Origin of the sequence: Paenibacillus sp. FSL P2-0322 (assembly GCF_037975315.1) — a bacterium.
Lineage (GTDB): Bacteria > Bacillota > Bacilli > Paenibacillales > Paenibacillaceae > Paenibacillus > Paenibacillus polymyxa_B.
In genome coordinates this window covers 3,315,770-3,330,630 of sequence record NZ_CP150243.1, presented here as the reverse complement: position 1 = coordinate 3,330,630, position 14,861 = coordinate 3,315,770, and the positions used below count along the sequence as shown (strand labels likewise).

Sequence of the window (14,861 nt, the reverse complement as noted above, 5' to 3'; positions counted from 1 at the left end):
TAGGATAGCAAATACCCTCCGAGCTTCGGAGGTTTTTTGCTGGTCAGCAGGAAGAAGGTTAATGTTATGGAATTTTATTTTCTCGGTACAAATGCAGGGGTGCCTACGATTCAGCGAAATGTAACGTCCATCGCTCTTCGTTTGTTGGAAGAACGAAGAAGCATGTGGCTGTTCGACTGTGGAGAAGGCACTCAACAAGAGGTATTGCGTTCGCCGCTCAAACTAAGCAGACTTGAAAAAATATTTATCACCCATTTGCATGGGGATCATCTTTTCGGTCTGCCGGGACTGCTGTCGAGCAGGGCGTATCAGGGGGGAACGACACCACTGACGGTATATGGACCGCCTGGAATCCAGCAATATATCGAGCTATCTTTAGGGATCAGCCAATCGCGTATCAATTACCAACTACATATTGTGGAGCATACGGGCGGGGTTCTGTTTGATGACGGTCAATTCCGGGTGGAGTCAGCTTTACTGGATCATCGGATCGACAGCTATGGCTACCGAGTTGTAGAGATGGATAAGCCCGGTAAGCTTAACCAAGAGCTGTTGGAGCGATATGGTATTAAGCCCGGCCCGGTGTACGGTAAGTTAAAGCGTGGGGAAAGCGTGGAGGTAGAAGGTGGAGTTATTTTGCATCCTCAGGATGTACTGGGTTCGCCGAAAAAAGGGCGTATCATCACGATTTTAGGGGATACGAGACCTTGTCCGAATACGGTAGTGCTGGCTCAAGATGCAACTGTCGTCGTTCATGAAGCCACTTTTCTGCATGAACTGTCAGATACAGCATACGAGTATCATCATAGTACGGCGCTTCAAGCAGCGGAAGCTGCAAAAGCCGCAGGTGCGGGTCAGCTAATCATGACGCATTTTAGTTCTAGGTATAAAGATCAGGAGCAGCTTCAGCCATTGCTGGAGGAAGCGCGAAGCATATTTCCCAATTCATTGCTTGCGGAGCAGCATGTGTTGTTATCGGTACCTGATATCGGTTAATAAACGATTGGAGAAGATATGTGCATGGGTGCCGGGGCAAGCCCCGGTGCCTTTGTTTTTCACCCAAATTATTTTCCGGGAAAGCGCAGGATGCGACAAGAGATGAGAACCCGTACACGGTGGTAGGGGATGAATTTGTTCTACCACATATAGAGGCGTGTCATATTCGAGTTTCTATATATCGAATTTAAAGGATTCTATTTCTTGAGTATGACCAGGAAATACAGGAGATTTCCTTTGAGGAAATAGCTCCTTCGATGGATTTCGACGAAGAAGTGAACTTATGTCATGTGAAAGCGACGGCTTTTAGCGAGGAATGGCGCCATTTTGGAGGGTTTACCAGCAATTCATGGACTTCATAAGCATTTTTGACTTAAGATAGATGAGATGAATGGAGACGGCCGATTATTTAATGACCTGAATAATTAAGGTGGTTAAATAAGAAGGAGAACATCGTTCATGGGATGAATTATAATTTTCAATGCTATGATGTGAATGGATTTGAAGTGGGGGAGGGGATTGCGATAAAATCGTTACTAATTGATCTGGATGGAACACTTTATCATGGAAATCGGATGATCAAGGGTGCGGATCTGTTCATATCCCGATTGCGTACAGACCAGATACCTTATGCTTATGTTACAAACAATGCTTCACGTACACCCGAATTGGTGGCTGAGCATTTGGTTGGTATGGGAATTGAAGCGGCCAGCCATGAAGTATATACTTCGGCGTTAGCAGCTGCACAATATGTTGCACAGCAAAGTCCTGGAGCTCGTGTCTATTGTATTGGTGAAACAGGATTACGCGATGCACTCACAGGAGCCGGTTTGCAGCTTGTTGAGAACCATCCTGATTATGTGGTGCAGGGGATAGATCGTCAATTTACATATGATGCGCTGGCCGCTGCCATGCGTTGGATTCGGGAAGGAGCAACTTTTATTTTGACAAACCCGGATCTCCAATTGCCTTCACATGATGGGCTAACGCCAGGTGCAGGTACGATTGGAGCTGCAATTGAAGCTGCTTCACAGGTAAAGCCTATTGTCATCGGTAAGCCTTCAAGCGTATTGATGAACTATGCGCTGAACCGCTTAAACATTAGGGCGGATGAAGCTCTGGTTGTGGGCGATAATATGCTTACAGATATTGCGGCAGGTGCAGCAGCAGGTTGTAAAACAGCTCTGATCCTGTCGGGCGTGACGACCCGCGCTAATATGGATGAACATGTGCATACCGTTGGAGTGAAACCTGACCTGATGTTTGAAAATCTCGCTGAACTGCAGGACTGGATGAAAGAAGAGCTGAAATAATAGAAAGTATATGTCTTACAAAACTTGCGAGAATTAAAAGCTATGTAGCTACGAAAGGAAAGATGTTGATATGCCGGAACTTCCTGAAATGGAAAACTACAGAATCTTATTATCAAAACAAATTTTGGACATTCCGATTACTGGAGTGACGGTTAGCCGTGAAAAGTCCATTAATACTGAAGTGGAAACGTTTGAGAAGCAATTGCTGGGAACGACCGTTGTATATTTAGAGCGTCGAGGCAAGCATTTGATTTTTCATTTAAACACGGGCGGGCGGCTCGTACTTCATCTGATGTTGGGAGGACTGTTATATCTGGGAACGGAGGAGCAGCGTCCAGATCGTACAGTTCAGATCGAATTAGATTTTAGTGGATTAAAGCTTTATTTTATCGGACTGCGCTTAGGTTATCTGCACTTGCTAACGGCTAAAGAAACAGAAGAAGCTTTGTCAGACCTGGGACCTGATCCGTTAGACCGCCGCATGACTTTGGAAAAGTTTACAGCACGTCTGAAGGGACGCCGGGGGATTTTGAAAACAACGCTGGTGAATCAGCAGATTTTTTCGGGTATTGGCAATTGTTATTCAGACGAAATTGCTTATATCGCCGGATTTACACCGGGTTCCAAAGTACAAAACATTGTGCAGTCCCCAGAAAAAGTGGAAAAACTATATCATGCCACTCAATCCGTACTACGTGAAGCTACTGCGGAAGGCGGGTACATGGAAATGCCTCTAATGGAGGGGGACACGCTAACAGGTGGATTTGATCATCAGTGTCGAGTATATGACCGCGAAGGAGAAGAATCTCCAAGTGGCGGAAAAATTGTAAGGGTTGAACTGGCGGGGAAAAAAGCATTTTATTGCCCGGTACAGCAGCATGATGCCTAAATTGCTAATCGGCTCCCATGTGAGTACGCGTGGTGGCTTTTCCAAAGCCGCTATGCGTGCGCGAGAGCAGGGGGGACGTTCATTTCAATATTTCCCGAAAAATCCTCGTAGTCTTAGGCTGAAGGAATGGAGTGCTACTGATGCTGCTGCTTGCAACGCTTACTGTTTAGAGCACCAGCTTCAATCCATTGCTCATTCGCCATATCCCGTTAATCCGGCTAATGGGTCCGAGCGTGGCCAGGAACTTTATGAGCTGACGATTGCTTCATTACGCAATGATCTGGATATTGCTGAAGCCTGTGGGTCAAAAGGGATCGTCGTTCATTTTGGGCATATGCATTCGTCAGACCCACTAGAGGGCTATCGTAACATTATTAACTGTTTTAATGATGTGCTGGAAGGCTGGCAAGGAAAAGCTAAAATATTGATTGAAAATCAGGCGGGGGATCACGGGCCCATGGGAACCACGCTTGAGGAAATGGTGCAAATCCGTCAGTTGTGCCAGAATCCTGACAGTATCGGCTTTTGCTTGGACACTTGTCATGCGTATGCAGCGGGATTATGGAACGGTGGAATGGACGAGGCTTTGATCGAAAAAGGGAATCGTCTCGGCTATTGGTCAGCTCTGTGCGGAGTTCATTTGAACGATTCTCAATACCCGTATGGCTCTAAAAAAGACAGACACGCCCGTGTGGGACAAGGCTACATTGGTACTCAAGGAATGCGTTGGATGACAGATCAGGATGCTGTAAGAGGTATTCCTATCGTTTTGGAGAGTGGGACGGGACCTGATGGGACACATCAGGAGGATATTCAAATGATTCTAAGCTGGGAGTAAATCGGTCTGATTGGTAATAACTATCTTTGAGGCTTGTGAGCTTGCATTTATGGGAAAAAGGAGGAGAAGTTGATGTATTTGTTTATGGACGATTATCGGCCTTGTCCTCCGGGCTTTAAGCTGGCAAGAGATGCGGATGAGTGTCTACTGCTACTTCATGAATACCCTATTTCAATACTATCGCTAGATTATGATTTGGGTCCAGGTCAGCCTACGGGAAAGGATGTGGCTGCTGCTATCGCAGAGAAACGGTTATATCCACGTGAAATTTACTTGCATTCCTCCAGTCCAGAGGGGCGGCGAGCCATGTACGAGCTACTCTATGCGAATAAGCCAGAGGGAGTCACCGTGCATAACGGGCCCATACCCGAGGAGCGTATGCGAGAGATCAGAAAAGAGTCTGAACGATGAAAGAGATCGGACAAAAAGAGGTGCGCCGTGCCATATGGGAGGGATGCAAGCTGGCTTTGTTTGTGTACACTCCCATGTGTGGAACATGCGCGGCTGCCCGTAAAATGCTGGAGGTAGCAGAGTATTTGCTCCCTGAAGAAGCAGTGGTGCAGAGCAACATTAACTATATTCCTGAACTGGTACAGGAGTACCGGATATCCAGTGTTCCCGCGCTTCTTATATATAATGGTGAAAACAAAAATCCTGAAATCATCTACAAAATGGAATCTGTAGAACACTTGCTGAGCAAAATAAGGAGCGTGATGGAATGATATCCATGAAGAGCATTACGTTGCAGCGGGAAGAAAGACGGATTTTGGACGATGTAAGCCTGGACATACGAGAAGGTGAACATTGGGCTATTCTGGGTCGCAATGGCTCCGGTAAAACAACATTGCTGGAAATGATGACAGGGTATATGTTTCCAAGTCGTGGTACGGTTGAAGTGCTTGGGCAAATGTATGGTCAATGTGATGTGCGGGAAGTTCGCAAACAAATCGGATATATCAGCCAGACTTTGTTGGAAAAGCTGGCGCTAAAAGATCCCGTTTGGGAAGTCGTTGCTACAGGTGCATATGCTTTTTTGCGCTTTTATCAGGAAATTCCGACAGAGGCAAAAGAAAAGGCCATATCTTTGCTGGAGGGTATGAATTTAGGCGACTTGATTCATCACCCGCTGGGGACGTTATCTCAAGGAGAACGTAAAAAGGTGATGCTGGCCCGCTCACTGATGGCAGAACCTCGTCTGCTAATTATGGACGAGCCTTGTGCCGGGTTGGATCTATTTGAGCGGGAAAAAATGCTGGTCGAGATTGATCGGCTCCGCAAGCGGGAGTTATCAGTGGTCTATGTGACTCATCACATTGAGGAGATTGTCCCCCTCTTTACGCATGTTGCATTGATTCGTGATGGTAAGGTCGCAGCAGCTGGCCCGAAAAAGGAAGTTTTAACGAAAGAATTGATTATGCACACATATGAAGTTCCGGTTGAGCTGGATTGGGATGGAGAACGCCCCTGGATTCGGGTGTGCACTGGAGGGTAATGTTATTTTGGAGGAACTATATATCAGTACAGATGAACAAAGTGAATCTACTTTGTCATCATCAAGATTTGTTTGTACAGCCAATCACGGTTTTGCACCCTATGCTCAAGAGGAGCTTAGAAGAATATTTGGCTCTGTTAAAAGCACGATGCTTTTACCTGGTGAAATTTTTCTGGCTACATTACCTGCGGAAGAAATTGAGGTAGTGAGGACAATTACAGGTCAGCCGCCGATGTTTTTACGTCACTTATTTCCTGTTCATTTTCAGGAAGAAGGAACGGACCTGGTTCAGGTACAGGAGCGTCTGGTTGCATTCATCCGTAACCGCAAGGAACTGATGGATCAACGTGTTTCTTTACAAGTGCGCAAAGGATCTAATAGCAGTTGGATTGAAAGCGCAGGTGCGCTCAAGCAGGCTTTGAGTGAACAATTAAGTGATCTACCTATGGAGCAGACAGTACAAGGCGCCGATCTTATTGTGTCCGTTTTTGCAGATACAGATACGTGGTATGCAGGTATATCGCGTCCTGAGGACAATCTATCGGATTGGAGCGGAGGCGCGGTTCGTTTTCAAAAAGAAGATGGACAAATTTCTCGTGCCAAATTCAAGCTATTGGAAGCAGAAGCAACGTTCGGCATAGATTTTGCCGCTTTCCATCAGGGACTGGATATTGGGGCAGCACCGGGTGGATGGACTTCCTTCTTACTGGAACGGGGACTGAAAGTTACAGCGGTTGATCCGGCAAAGATGGAGCCATCACTGATGAAGTACGCCAATCTGACTTTTTTGCGTAAAAATGCAAGTGAAGTCAAATTTAAAGAGAATTCGTTCGATCTGCTGGTTTGTGATATGAGCTGGAGTCCTAAGCAAATGGCAAGGCTCGTTACTGATTTACTATATAGTTTGCGAAGTGGTGGTACTGCTATCGTTACGGTCAAGCTAATGCATAAAAAGCCTTTGGCGCTCATTCATGATGTAATTGCTTCATTTGAAGAGTCCGGCATGCAGATTCAACGAGCTAAGCAGCTATTCCATAACCGAGATGAGATCACCCTGTACATGATCAAGTATGGAAAATAATACTTTACAATGGATACAGGTATGCTATATAATAAATCCAAATTGTTCCTTTAAAAATAATAATCACGTTTAAATCAAGGGAAAGCATCCCGCGAAAACGGTTTTCATGACGACATGGAAATTTGATTTTGCGGCAGCTTTCCCTTTTTTGCGTTGTCTGCTTGAGAAAGGAGGTAGGAGAATAATGAAGCAACCATCACAGTTGGAATTCGGATCAATTATCGGTGAGCGGTACCGTATTGTTCGCACATTGGGTTCGGGAGGAATGAGCCGTGTGTTCATGGCAGAGGATTTAAAACTGCCAGGCAAGCAATGGGCGGTGAAGGAGTCGGTTGCCGGGCCACAAGTTATGAAGCTTGTACGCACGGAGGCAGAGATGCTGATTTCGCTAAGCCATCCACGTTTACCGAGAATTGTTGATTTTTTTGAGCATCCTCCATCTGGTGCGGTATATCTGGTCATGGATTACATCGAAGGAATTACGCTGGAAGCATACATGAAGGGCTACCAAGGCTATATTCCACAGGAGCAAATCGTCCCATTCGCTTTGCAGCTACTGGATGTGTTGGACTATTTGCATACCCGTCAACCGCCAGTCATTTACCGGGATCTGAAACCAACGAATATTATGCTGACACCGGAAATGGAATTTATACTGATTGATTTTGGAATAGCGAGGAGCTATAAGGCTGAAGTGGATCAAGATACGGTAAAGCTGGGCACAGTGGGCTTCGCTGCTCCGGAGCAATATGGAGCTGGTCAGACGGATGCTCGTTCAGACTTATACAGTTTGGGAGCGCTGCTATTGTATCTTTGTACAGGAGGCAAATATAGCGAGTGGACTGTGGGAGTAGAAGGGTATATTCGCGGAGAATTGCCCCGCCATTTGATCCCAGTGATTCGAAAACTGCTGCGTCAGCATCCTGAGGAACGATTTCAATCTGCCGGGGAGGTCATTGGAGAACTGCGGCACAGTGCTGATTTTCAGCCTGCTCAACAAGGAATATCCGTTAATGATGCCTCAATGGATTATGCAGGTACAAGGGTAGTGGCTGTACTGGGTGTATCTGCCGGCTCCGGTGCTACGCATACAGCAATTGCGGTGAGCCACTATCTGGCTCGAAGGTCCCGCTCCGTAGCTTTGGTTGAGCTGCACAGCACAGCCAAAGCATTTGCCCGACTTCAAGAAGTCGTAGAAGGCACATCTGTTGGACAATCGAGTTCAAGTCGGCGTTTTGAAGTCGATGGAGTACATTACTGGCGACAAACATCTCGTGCGGATGTCATTTCTTTGTTGGGTGGTTCCTATAGATTTATCGTACTGGACCTGGGGAGTGGGCAGGACAATGAACGACTGGAAGAATTCTTGAGAGCCGATTATCCGCTCGTCGTTGGCTCAGGGGCCGAATGGAGAGTTCAGGATATAGCAGGGTTAGCCCGATCTCTTCAGCGCCATCCACAGCACAAATGGAATTACTGCTTGCCATTGGCAACCTCGGAGGCGGCCCGCAGGCTTCGTAAGGAGCTGGATCACGATAAAGTATTTGCTCTACCGTTCCACTCAGACCCCTTCGAACCGGATGATGAGATGGATCAGGTGTTGGACGAGCTGTTTCGCGGAGTCATTCCAGATACCCGGAGAAGACGCTTCGTATTCCTTAAGCGACGGCGCTAGATAGAAGGTATATATCAAAAGAGGCAGGGGAGAAGTTGTGTGTCCAAGCTAAGAAAAAGCAGTAAACAAAAACTATACGCCGGTTGCATTGGCGCTGGGATTGTTGGCATTATCTTTGCCGGCTACCTTATGGTTAATATCCATCAAATGAATGAGGTCAGGAAACAGGCTGAGGTAGAGGCAGAACTGAAATGGAAAGTGTATGAACAGGAGCAACGAACCGCAAAACAAGGCTGGGTGGTTGTCCGTGACATTTCTCCAGGTGAACAGATTGCATCTAATGATTTGAAGGGAATTAAAGTTCCCGGTTCTCAGGCTCCATCAAATTTGCTGGCAGATAAAAGTGAAGTTTCCGGAACCACAGCCAAGATTGAGCTTAAAAAAGGATCTGTGCTTACATCGGCTATGATAACTGCTGATGAACCCACACCTAAAGATTTACGCAACCGTGAGCTAAAGGTGGTGGTACTACCCAACAGCCTGAAGTCGGGGGACGAAGTGGATATTCGCATTCAATTTCCAACAGGTCAGGATTACATTCTATTATCCAAAAAGAAGATTTCCCGACTGGAAGGTCCAATTGTCTGGGTCACTTTGAATGAGCAGGAAATATTATCGCTTTCGAGCGCGATTGTTGATGCCTATCTGCATAAAGCATCCATTTATGCTCTGACATATGTCGATCCCCAATTTCAGCCCAAAGCAATCCCGACCTATCCGCCCAATGCGCAGGTGTTAGCGTTAATGAATAGTGATCCGAATTTGATACACATTGCTGAACAAAAGCTGTCCAAGCAGCTGCGGGATTCCCTTGAAAATGCAATTAATTCATCAAACAGTGTGATTTCAACACCTGTGGAAAGGAGTCTGAGTGAGGAAATTGCAGCTCAGCATGCGGGTGCTACTATAGAAAACCCAGCAAGCGGAAATGATGATACAAGAAATGAATATGAGAACGAGCAGGATCATCAAGAACAAACAAAGATTCTGACGCAGGACGGAAGCTCTGATCCGTATGCCAAATAAATGAGAGAAAAGGAACGGAAGTATGAAAACATGGATATTTGCCGGGCTTTGTGACAAAAGCGATACCTTGTTATACATCAGCAGCATATTAGCAGCTTCCGGCCAACAGGTACTGCTTGTAGATGCTACGTTGCGGGGACGGTATCGGTATAGCATAGGGATGCTTGACAAACCACTTCCCATTACGCAGTTTAGTGGTTTTGATGTAGCAATTGGATTTACAGCATGGGAAGACCTGCATATAGGTATGACGGCTGATCAGAAGGCAGAGCAGGCTTATGACATTGTTATTTTGGATGTAGAGTTACCTGATTTTTGCCCAATTTCTGTTTGGAAAAGGGCAGAACTGCGAGTTTGGGTCAGTGATTATAGCCGCATGCTAATGCATAACGGACAGAATTGGCTTGAGCATTTATTCAGTCAACCTGAATTTCCTAAAGATCTTGTATTTCACAAGCTTTTTTTACAGGCTGTGGATTGTGGTGTGGAGGAGCCGTACCTGTGGGAATACATGAACCATTTCCCAGCTTCTTGGCAGCAAGAGCCATATGTACTGCCATGGGATGAGGGGCTACTTGCTCTGAAACTGGAAAATGAGCATAAAAAACAGCTACTACTAAAACCGCTATCCAGAACGTATAAGAAACAATTATGCCGTTGTATTGGGGAATGGATGAGTTGGGAATTAAAAGTGAGTCGTCGTGCGCTAAAGCGTGCGGAAAGGAGTAGAGCATGAGTACCATTTTGTTTTGGAGCCCCATTAAGGGGGCTAGTGGAAGTAGCTCTTTGGCGGCAGCAATAGCAATTACCATAGGCAATCTATATCGGGGAAGACTATTATTGACTCATTTGGGTCGTAAATATACCGGTATTGAATCAGGATTACCTATACAAGAGTATGGTATGGACGATCCAACCCTACAGCTTCAGGAAGGGGGCTGGGATGCTGCCGCACGTTTAGTTCTGCGAGGGACACTGTCTAAAGAAAATATTCGTAATTATACGACGCCTGTACTCGAACATACTTTGGATGTACTTGAGGGAACCTCCAGCTTTGGAGCTGCACCGCCGTTACTATCTCCAGGGCTTGTACGGGCAGTAATAGATACAGCGAATCAATATTATGATTTAACGCTGATTGATGCAGGAAGTGGAGCAGGGTGGGGGGCTGTACAGCATGAAGCATGTGCACGAGCTAAACTGGCCGTTCTTTCACTCACTCAGAATATGCGAGAGTTAGACGCTTATTTTGAATCTGTGTCTCCGTTATCTACCTATTCATCGTTACCCTTATTGATTGTACTTGGGAAATATGATGTGCATTCTCAAGTGAATGAAACGAATATTCGCAGGAGATATGGCTACAAAGGTGCTTTGTATACAGTCCCTTATAGCACCGGATTTATGGACGCATGGAACCGCAGGGATGTGATCGGCCATGTGCAGCGTGAGGTGCGAAGTGGAAAAGAGCAGCACCGCAAGCTTTTTATGCCCGTGAGATGGGCGCAGAGTATACGGCATATCAGCAAAGCTATTCTGGAGGCGGCAGAGTCCGATCTTCGGCTCAAGGCTTTGGAGAGGGGCGCTTAAATGCTGTCCGCTCAAATGATCAACGGATTGATTCTTACCTGTATAGTACTGATGTGCATCGTACTGATTATTGTTAAATACCGAGGGAATCTTCACTCGCGACATTCAACCCTTCGGGTAGAAAAAAAGAACGAAGATGCCACATTCGAAACATTAATAGAGTATATCAAAAATGCACTTCATGAACTAAGTCATAGCCAGATGGCGGATGCCGGATTGCATGAAGAGGAATATAGACGGCGTATCCATCAAAGGGCGGAACTACGCAGGGCGTTAAAGGACTGTGCCAATGGCAGCATGGGTGATAAACGTTTTGTTAAAAATCTGATGGCTGAGCTTCTGATTAACGGTTACGGCTTAAACGAGAAAATTGTCGATATTGTTATGCCATTCTCCCGACCTGAGTTGTTTAGCATACAGGATCAATTCGAAATTATATTTTACCAATACCAGCAGAAGTTTGGCGCTGATGCACTATCACGTTTACTGGATACTTATGACTTGGCCGAAATGAGGTATTCACAGCAAGGTGAAGAAGATGGAAGTTATCTCGTTACCGCAGAGGATATTCGTTATATCTATGACTGTGAGTACCGCCCTCTTTCCTTTTTGGAGAAAGTGGATATTATTGTCCAGCGGATTTATCAGCATTACAAAGGCTTTTCCGTCATTGATGATATTCGTGACCAGCGGATCGACGGTGTAAGTGGGGGCGTCAGTGGTATGCCGGAAGGTGGGATTCCTGCATCATCAGACTGGCCTTCGGATAGGTATGTATTTGAACAAACATCTGCGCCTACTGCCAATGGTTATGAGAGCGTATGGATCTTTTATAAAGGTAAAACTATCCATCTTTCGTTCCTTTCCTTCGGATCTGAGCGTGAACTTAAAAGGGTGTGCCAAAATATTTATAAATACAATTACCCGGGACAGCTTTCCGAAGCGAATGGTTATAAGGTCAACGAAATGAAGGATGGGTCACGGGTAGTGGTGGTGCGCCCTCCTTTCTCAGAATCGTGGGCTTTCTTTGTCCGTAAATTCGATATTCAAAGCGCATCGCTGAAACAGTTAATTAAGGGACAGAATGCTGATTTTCCAATCCAGTTACTTTCTTATTTAATGAAAGGCAGCCGGATTACTGCTATTACAGGCGCGCAGGGTTCAGGTAAGACGACGTTGTTAATGGCGATGGTCAAGCATATTTATGCTTCGTATACGCTTCGTGTTCAAGAAATGGCCTTTGAACTGCATCTACGCAGCATTTACAGTCGCCGTAACATTCTTACCTTTCGAGAAACGGACCATATTTCAGGACAACAAGGGCTTGACTTGCAGAAAAAAACAGATGGAACCGTCAATATACTAGGCGAAGTAGCAAGTGATGAAGTAGCTGCTTGGATGATTCAAATGTCGCAGGTTGCCAGTCTGTTCACCATTTTTACTCATCATGCCAAAACATTTCGTGATCTCGTGTTTTCACTTCGTAATTCATTGCTCAAAACAGGAGTATTTCAGCATGAAGGCATCGCTGAGGAACAGGTAGTTCATGTCATTAACTTTGATGTGCATCTCAAACGTGATGCGGAAGGGCGACGCTACATCGAACGGATCACAGAATGCGTGCCGCGTGACCCGGATCATACGGATGCAGGTTCCAATGCTTCATCGAGCTATAGTTATCGCCACGTTATGGAATATCGGAACGGAAGCTATATACCGATGGAGCCCCTAACTGCCAAAAGTGCAAAAGAAATGTGTGAGCAGATGAATGTAAAGGATGCCAGAGATTTCCGCAGTTTTTTGACCCGCTATTGGGAGGAAGACTATGAGTCTTAAAGAAATTTTATTATGGATTTTACTAATATCAGGTGGGAGCTTTGCGCTTCTATATATAGTTTTGTGGGGGTTGCGTAAGCGCGGTAGTCATACAGTTCGCAGAGGACGAATTCATTCTGTTCAGGAAGGGCGCAAAGGAAAAGCGGTACTTCAACGTGAGCTGCAAGCTTTACTGCATAAGTTGTGCACGCTGTGTATGAAGGTCCCTTTCTTATCTGGATACATCACAAGTGTACGTAAGCGACTAGCTGGTCAGCATGCCTACGATGAGTACAAGCTTCGCCTACAGACCATGAAGATGACACTGTTCATCTGGGGGGCTTTTGCTTGCAGTAGCGTTGTGCTGTTCATGATGAAGCCAGGAATAGAGTTTGCTATATTGGCTGTTTTATGCGGAGTGGTAATCAACAGTCTTATTTTGGATATGGCCATTAGCCGGATGGAGAAAAGGCTACTTGCACAGATGATCGAATTATTCGCCAATGTACGTCATTATTACCATCAGCACGGTATGGTGGAGGAAGCCATATCCGAAGCGGCCGATTTGGCGGAGGCAGAGGCTGGGAGACACGCACGACTCATCCATGAGGCGCTAACAGATGTTGATCCGCACGAAGCATTGGAAAGATACTATGAGTCGGCTCCTAATCGATTTTTAAAAGCTTTTGCCGGTATCTCATATATGGTAATGGAGTTTGGTGACCGGGTTGAGGAGGGTGGCTCCATTTATTTGAAGGGGCTCGGCAGTCTCGCACGCGAAATCCAGTTGGAGCTGCTGCGAAGAAATAAACTGGACTATCTGTTAAAAAGTCTAAACGTGATCGCACTGGCACCTGTTTTCTTTACGACCCCAATCGAGACATGGGCGAGATCCAGCTTTCCATCCATGGATGAGTTTTATCAGGGAAAATTGGGTTATATCACGAAATTGTCCGTTTATATTGTGATAATCGTATCTTATTTCCTGTTACAGAAACTGCAACAGACCGATGAGACAGGATATCGTGCGGGTAGAGGCCGGAGGGTTTGGGAGCAGAAGCTATACCGTTTTCCCATCATTCGTAATGTGGTGGATTCTTTAATTCCGCGTCAGCATATGTCTTCTTATTTCCAAATAACCCGTCTATTAAAGGAAAGTGGTGCGGAGGTTAAGCTGGAGTGGCTCTACATACGCAGAATGGCTCTTTTTATCGTGGGATTGGTGCTCAGCATCAGTACGATATTTTTTTTACATGAAGCTGAGAAAACGCATATCCTTCACGCCCCAGTACAATCAGGTCAAATGTTTGGACGTTTAAGTCCGGTGGAGCAAAAAGAAGCTTCGAAGCAGAGTGAGATTGATCGCAAAATCATGCATTCGCTGAACATGAGGGCGAACAGCACATACGAACAAACGTACGTTGTTTTAGAGCATAATGCTAATGGAACTGCTACTCCTGAACAGCTATCCACAAATACTCGGCGTATCCTCCAAAAGCTGAAAGATTGGAATGATGAATACATCAAGTGGTGGGAAGTACTGATTAGTTTGATTGTTGGGTATGTAGCCTATCAAATGCCTATGCTTTTATTATATTTGCAACGAAAAATGCGTCGGTTGGATATGAGGCATGAGGTGTATCAATTTCAAACGGTTATTTCCATTTTACGGGTTATGGAACGAATGTCTGTCGAGGAAATATTGGAGTGGCTGAACAGATTTTCAGTTATATTCAAAAGACCTCTGCAAAAATGTTTGCTTCATTATGAACACGGGCCAGAGGCAGCTCTCGACTTGCTAAAAGAAGAGGCACCTTTGCCGGAATTTCAACGTCTAGTGGACAAGCTCCATTTGTCTTTGGGTAAAATTACGATTCGAGAGGCCTTCGATGATTTGGAATCCCATATGTCCTACTATTTCGAACAAAGAAAACAGGAGTATGAAAAAATAATAGACAGCAAGGCTATCTGGGGAAGGATGATTGGTTTTGCCCCGATGTATGGTCTTATCTTTTTATATTTGGTGATTCCGTTGATCGGTATGAGCTTTGTTCAAATGGATAACTATTATGAGCAAATACAAAAAATTCAGTAAAAAAGTTCTATTATGACTAATACAAAATAACAAGCTGAGGAGAGAAAAACA

General features: G+C 45.4%; 14 protein-coding genes. All 14 read left to right on the top strand.

The annotated features are described in order from the left end of the window. The first annotated feature begins 66 nt into the window (after positions 1 to 66). The 14 genes from rnz (at position 67) to MKY24_RS14370 (ending at position 14,810) form a co-directional block, all read left to right on the top strand. Complete coding sequence (gene rnz / locus MKY24_RS14435) at positions 67 to 996, top strand: ribonuclease Z (protein ID WP_028541729.1); 930 nt, start codon at positions 67 to 69, stop codon at positions 994 to 996. 464 nt (positions 997 to 1,460) lie between these two features. Continuing rightward, positions 1,461 to 2,309, top strand: coding sequence for a TIGR01457 family HAD-type hydrolase (locus MKY24_RS14430; RefSeq protein WP_339200241.1), 849 nt, complete (start codon positions 1,461 to 1,463; stop codon positions 2,307 to 2,309). A gap of 70 nt (positions 2,310 to 2,379) precedes the next feature. After that, positions 2,380 to 3,198, top strand: a complete 819-nt coding sequence (locus MKY24_RS14425) for a DNA-formamidopyrimidine glycosylase family protein (RefSeq protein WP_028541727.1) — start codon at positions 2,380 to 2,382, stop codon at positions 3,196 to 3,198. Next, the gene (locus MKY24_RS14420; RefSeq protein WP_028541726.1) at positions 3,188 to 4,036 is read left to right on the top strand and encodes a deoxyribonuclease IV; all 849 of its coding nucleotides are present in this window, start codon (positions 3,188 to 3,190) and stop codon (positions 4,034 to 4,036) included. Before MKY24_RS14425 ends, MKY24_RS14420 begins: the two co-directional genes overlap by 11 nt. A gap of 72 nt (positions 4,037 to 4,108) precedes the next feature. Beyond that, positions 4,109 to 4,447 (top strand): cyclic-phosphate processing receiver domain-containing protein, encoded by a 339-nt coding sequence (locus MKY24_RS14415; RefSeq protein ID WP_339200240.1) that lies wholly within the window; start codon positions 4,109 to 4,111, stop codon positions 4,445 to 4,447. Beyond that, the gene (locus MKY24_RS14410; protein ID WP_023988994.1) at positions 4,444 to 4,758 is read left to right on the top strand and encodes a thioredoxin family protein; all 315 of its coding nucleotides are present in this window, start codon (positions 4,444 to 4,446) and stop codon (positions 4,756 to 4,758) included. The genes MKY24_RS14415 and MKY24_RS14410 overlap by 4 nt, the downstream gene beginning before the upstream one ends. After that, entirely contained in the window at positions 4,755 to 5,528 is a 774-nt protein-coding gene (locus MKY24_RS14405; protein WP_023988993.1) for an ATP-binding cassette domain-containing protein, read from the top strand. The genes MKY24_RS14410 and MKY24_RS14405 overlap by 4 nt, the downstream gene beginning before the upstream one ends. Positions 5,529 to 5,550: 22 nt before the next feature. Then, positions 5,551 to 6,609: an SAM-dependent methyltransferase gene (locus tag MKY24_RS14400; protein WP_339202333.1), complete on the top strand. Its 1,059-nt coding sequence runs from the start codon at positions 5,551 to 5,553 to the stop codon at positions 6,607 to 6,609. A 181-nt stretch (positions 6,610 to 6,790) separates the two neighbouring features. Beyond that, positions 6,791 to 8,284 carry a serine/threonine-protein kinase gene (locus tag MKY24_RS14395; RefSeq protein WP_339202331.1) on the top strand — a complete coding sequence of 498 codons (1,494 nt, stop codon included), beginning with the start codon at positions 6,791 to 6,793 and terminating at the stop codon, positions 8,282 to 8,284. A 39-nt stretch (positions 8,285 to 8,323) separates the two neighbouring features. After that, the gene (locus MKY24_RS14390) at positions 8,324 to 9,310 is read left to right on the top strand and encodes an SAF domain-containing protein (RefSeq protein ID WP_075154275.1); all 987 of its coding nucleotides are present in this window, start codon (positions 8,324 to 8,326) and stop codon (positions 9,308 to 9,310) included. Positions 9,311 to 9,332: 22 nt separating this feature from the next. Next, the gene (locus tag MKY24_RS14385; protein WP_339200239.1) at positions 9,333 to 10,046 is read left to right on the top strand and encodes a hypothetical protein; all 714 of its coding nucleotides are present in this window, start codon (positions 9,333 to 9,335) and stop codon (positions 10,044 to 10,046) included. Then, on the top strand, positions 10,043 to 10,900 hold the full coding sequence (locus tag MKY24_RS14380) for a hypothetical protein (protein WP_023988988.1): 858 nt from the start codon (positions 10,043 to 10,045) through the stop codon (positions 10,898 to 10,900). Before MKY24_RS14385 ends, MKY24_RS14380 begins: the two co-directional genes overlap by 4 nt. Next, on the top strand, positions 10,901 to 12,736 hold the full coding sequence (locus tag MKY24_RS14375; protein ID WP_339200238.1) for an ATPase, T2SS/T4P/T4SS family: 1,836 nt from the start codon (positions 10,901 to 10,903) through the stop codon (positions 12,734 to 12,736). Further along, the gene (locus MKY24_RS14370) at positions 12,726 to 14,810 is read left to right on the top strand and encodes a hypothetical protein (protein ID WP_339200237.1); all 2,085 of its coding nucleotides are present in this window, start codon (positions 12,726 to 12,728) and stop codon (positions 14,808 to 14,810) included. Before MKY24_RS14375 ends, MKY24_RS14370 begins: the two co-directional genes overlap by 11 nt. The last annotated feature ends 51 nt before the right edge of the window (positions 14,811 to 14,861 follow it).

Coding starts and splice junctions, on each gene's coding strand:
- rnz (WP_028541729.1), top strand. CDS start 67: ATGGAATTTTATTTTCTCGGTACAAATGCAGGGGTGCCTACGATTCAG.
- MKY24_RS14430 (WP_339200241.1), top strand. CDS start 1,461: ATGAATTATAATTTTCAATGCTATGATGTGAATGGATTTGAAGTGGGG.
- MKY24_RS14425 (WP_028541727.1), top strand. CDS start 2,380: ATGCCGGAACTTCCTGAAATGGAAAACTACAGAATCTTATTATCAAAA.
- MKY24_RS14420 (WP_028541726.1), top strand. CDS start 3,188: ATGATGCCTAAATTGCTAATCGGCTCCCATGTGAGTACGCGTGGTGGC.
- MKY24_RS14415 (WP_339200240.1), top strand. CDS start 4,109: ATGTATTTGTTTATGGACGATTATCGGCCTTGTCCTCCGGGCTTTAAG.
- MKY24_RS14410 (WP_023988994.1), top strand. CDS start 4,444: ATGAAAGAGATCGGACAAAAAGAGGTGCGCCGTGCCATATGGGAGGGA.
- MKY24_RS14405 (WP_023988993.1), top strand. CDS start 4,755: ATGATATCCATGAAGAGCATTACGTTGCAGCGGGAAGAAAGACGGATT.
- MKY24_RS14385 (WP_339200239.1), top strand. CDS start 9,333: ATGAAAACATGGATATTTGCCGGGCTTTGTGACAAAAGCGATACCTTG.
- MKY24_RS14380 (WP_023988988.1), top strand. CDS start 10,043: ATGAGTACCATTTTGTTTTGGAGCCCCATTAAGGGGGCTAGTGGAAGT.
- MKY24_RS14375 (WP_339200238.1), top strand. CDS start 10,901: ATGCTGTCCGCTCAAATGATCAACGGATTGATTCTTACCTGTATAGTA.
- MKY24_RS14370 (WP_339200237.1), top strand. CDS start 12,726: ATGAGTCTTAAAGAAATTTTATTATGGATTTTACTAATATCAGGTGGG.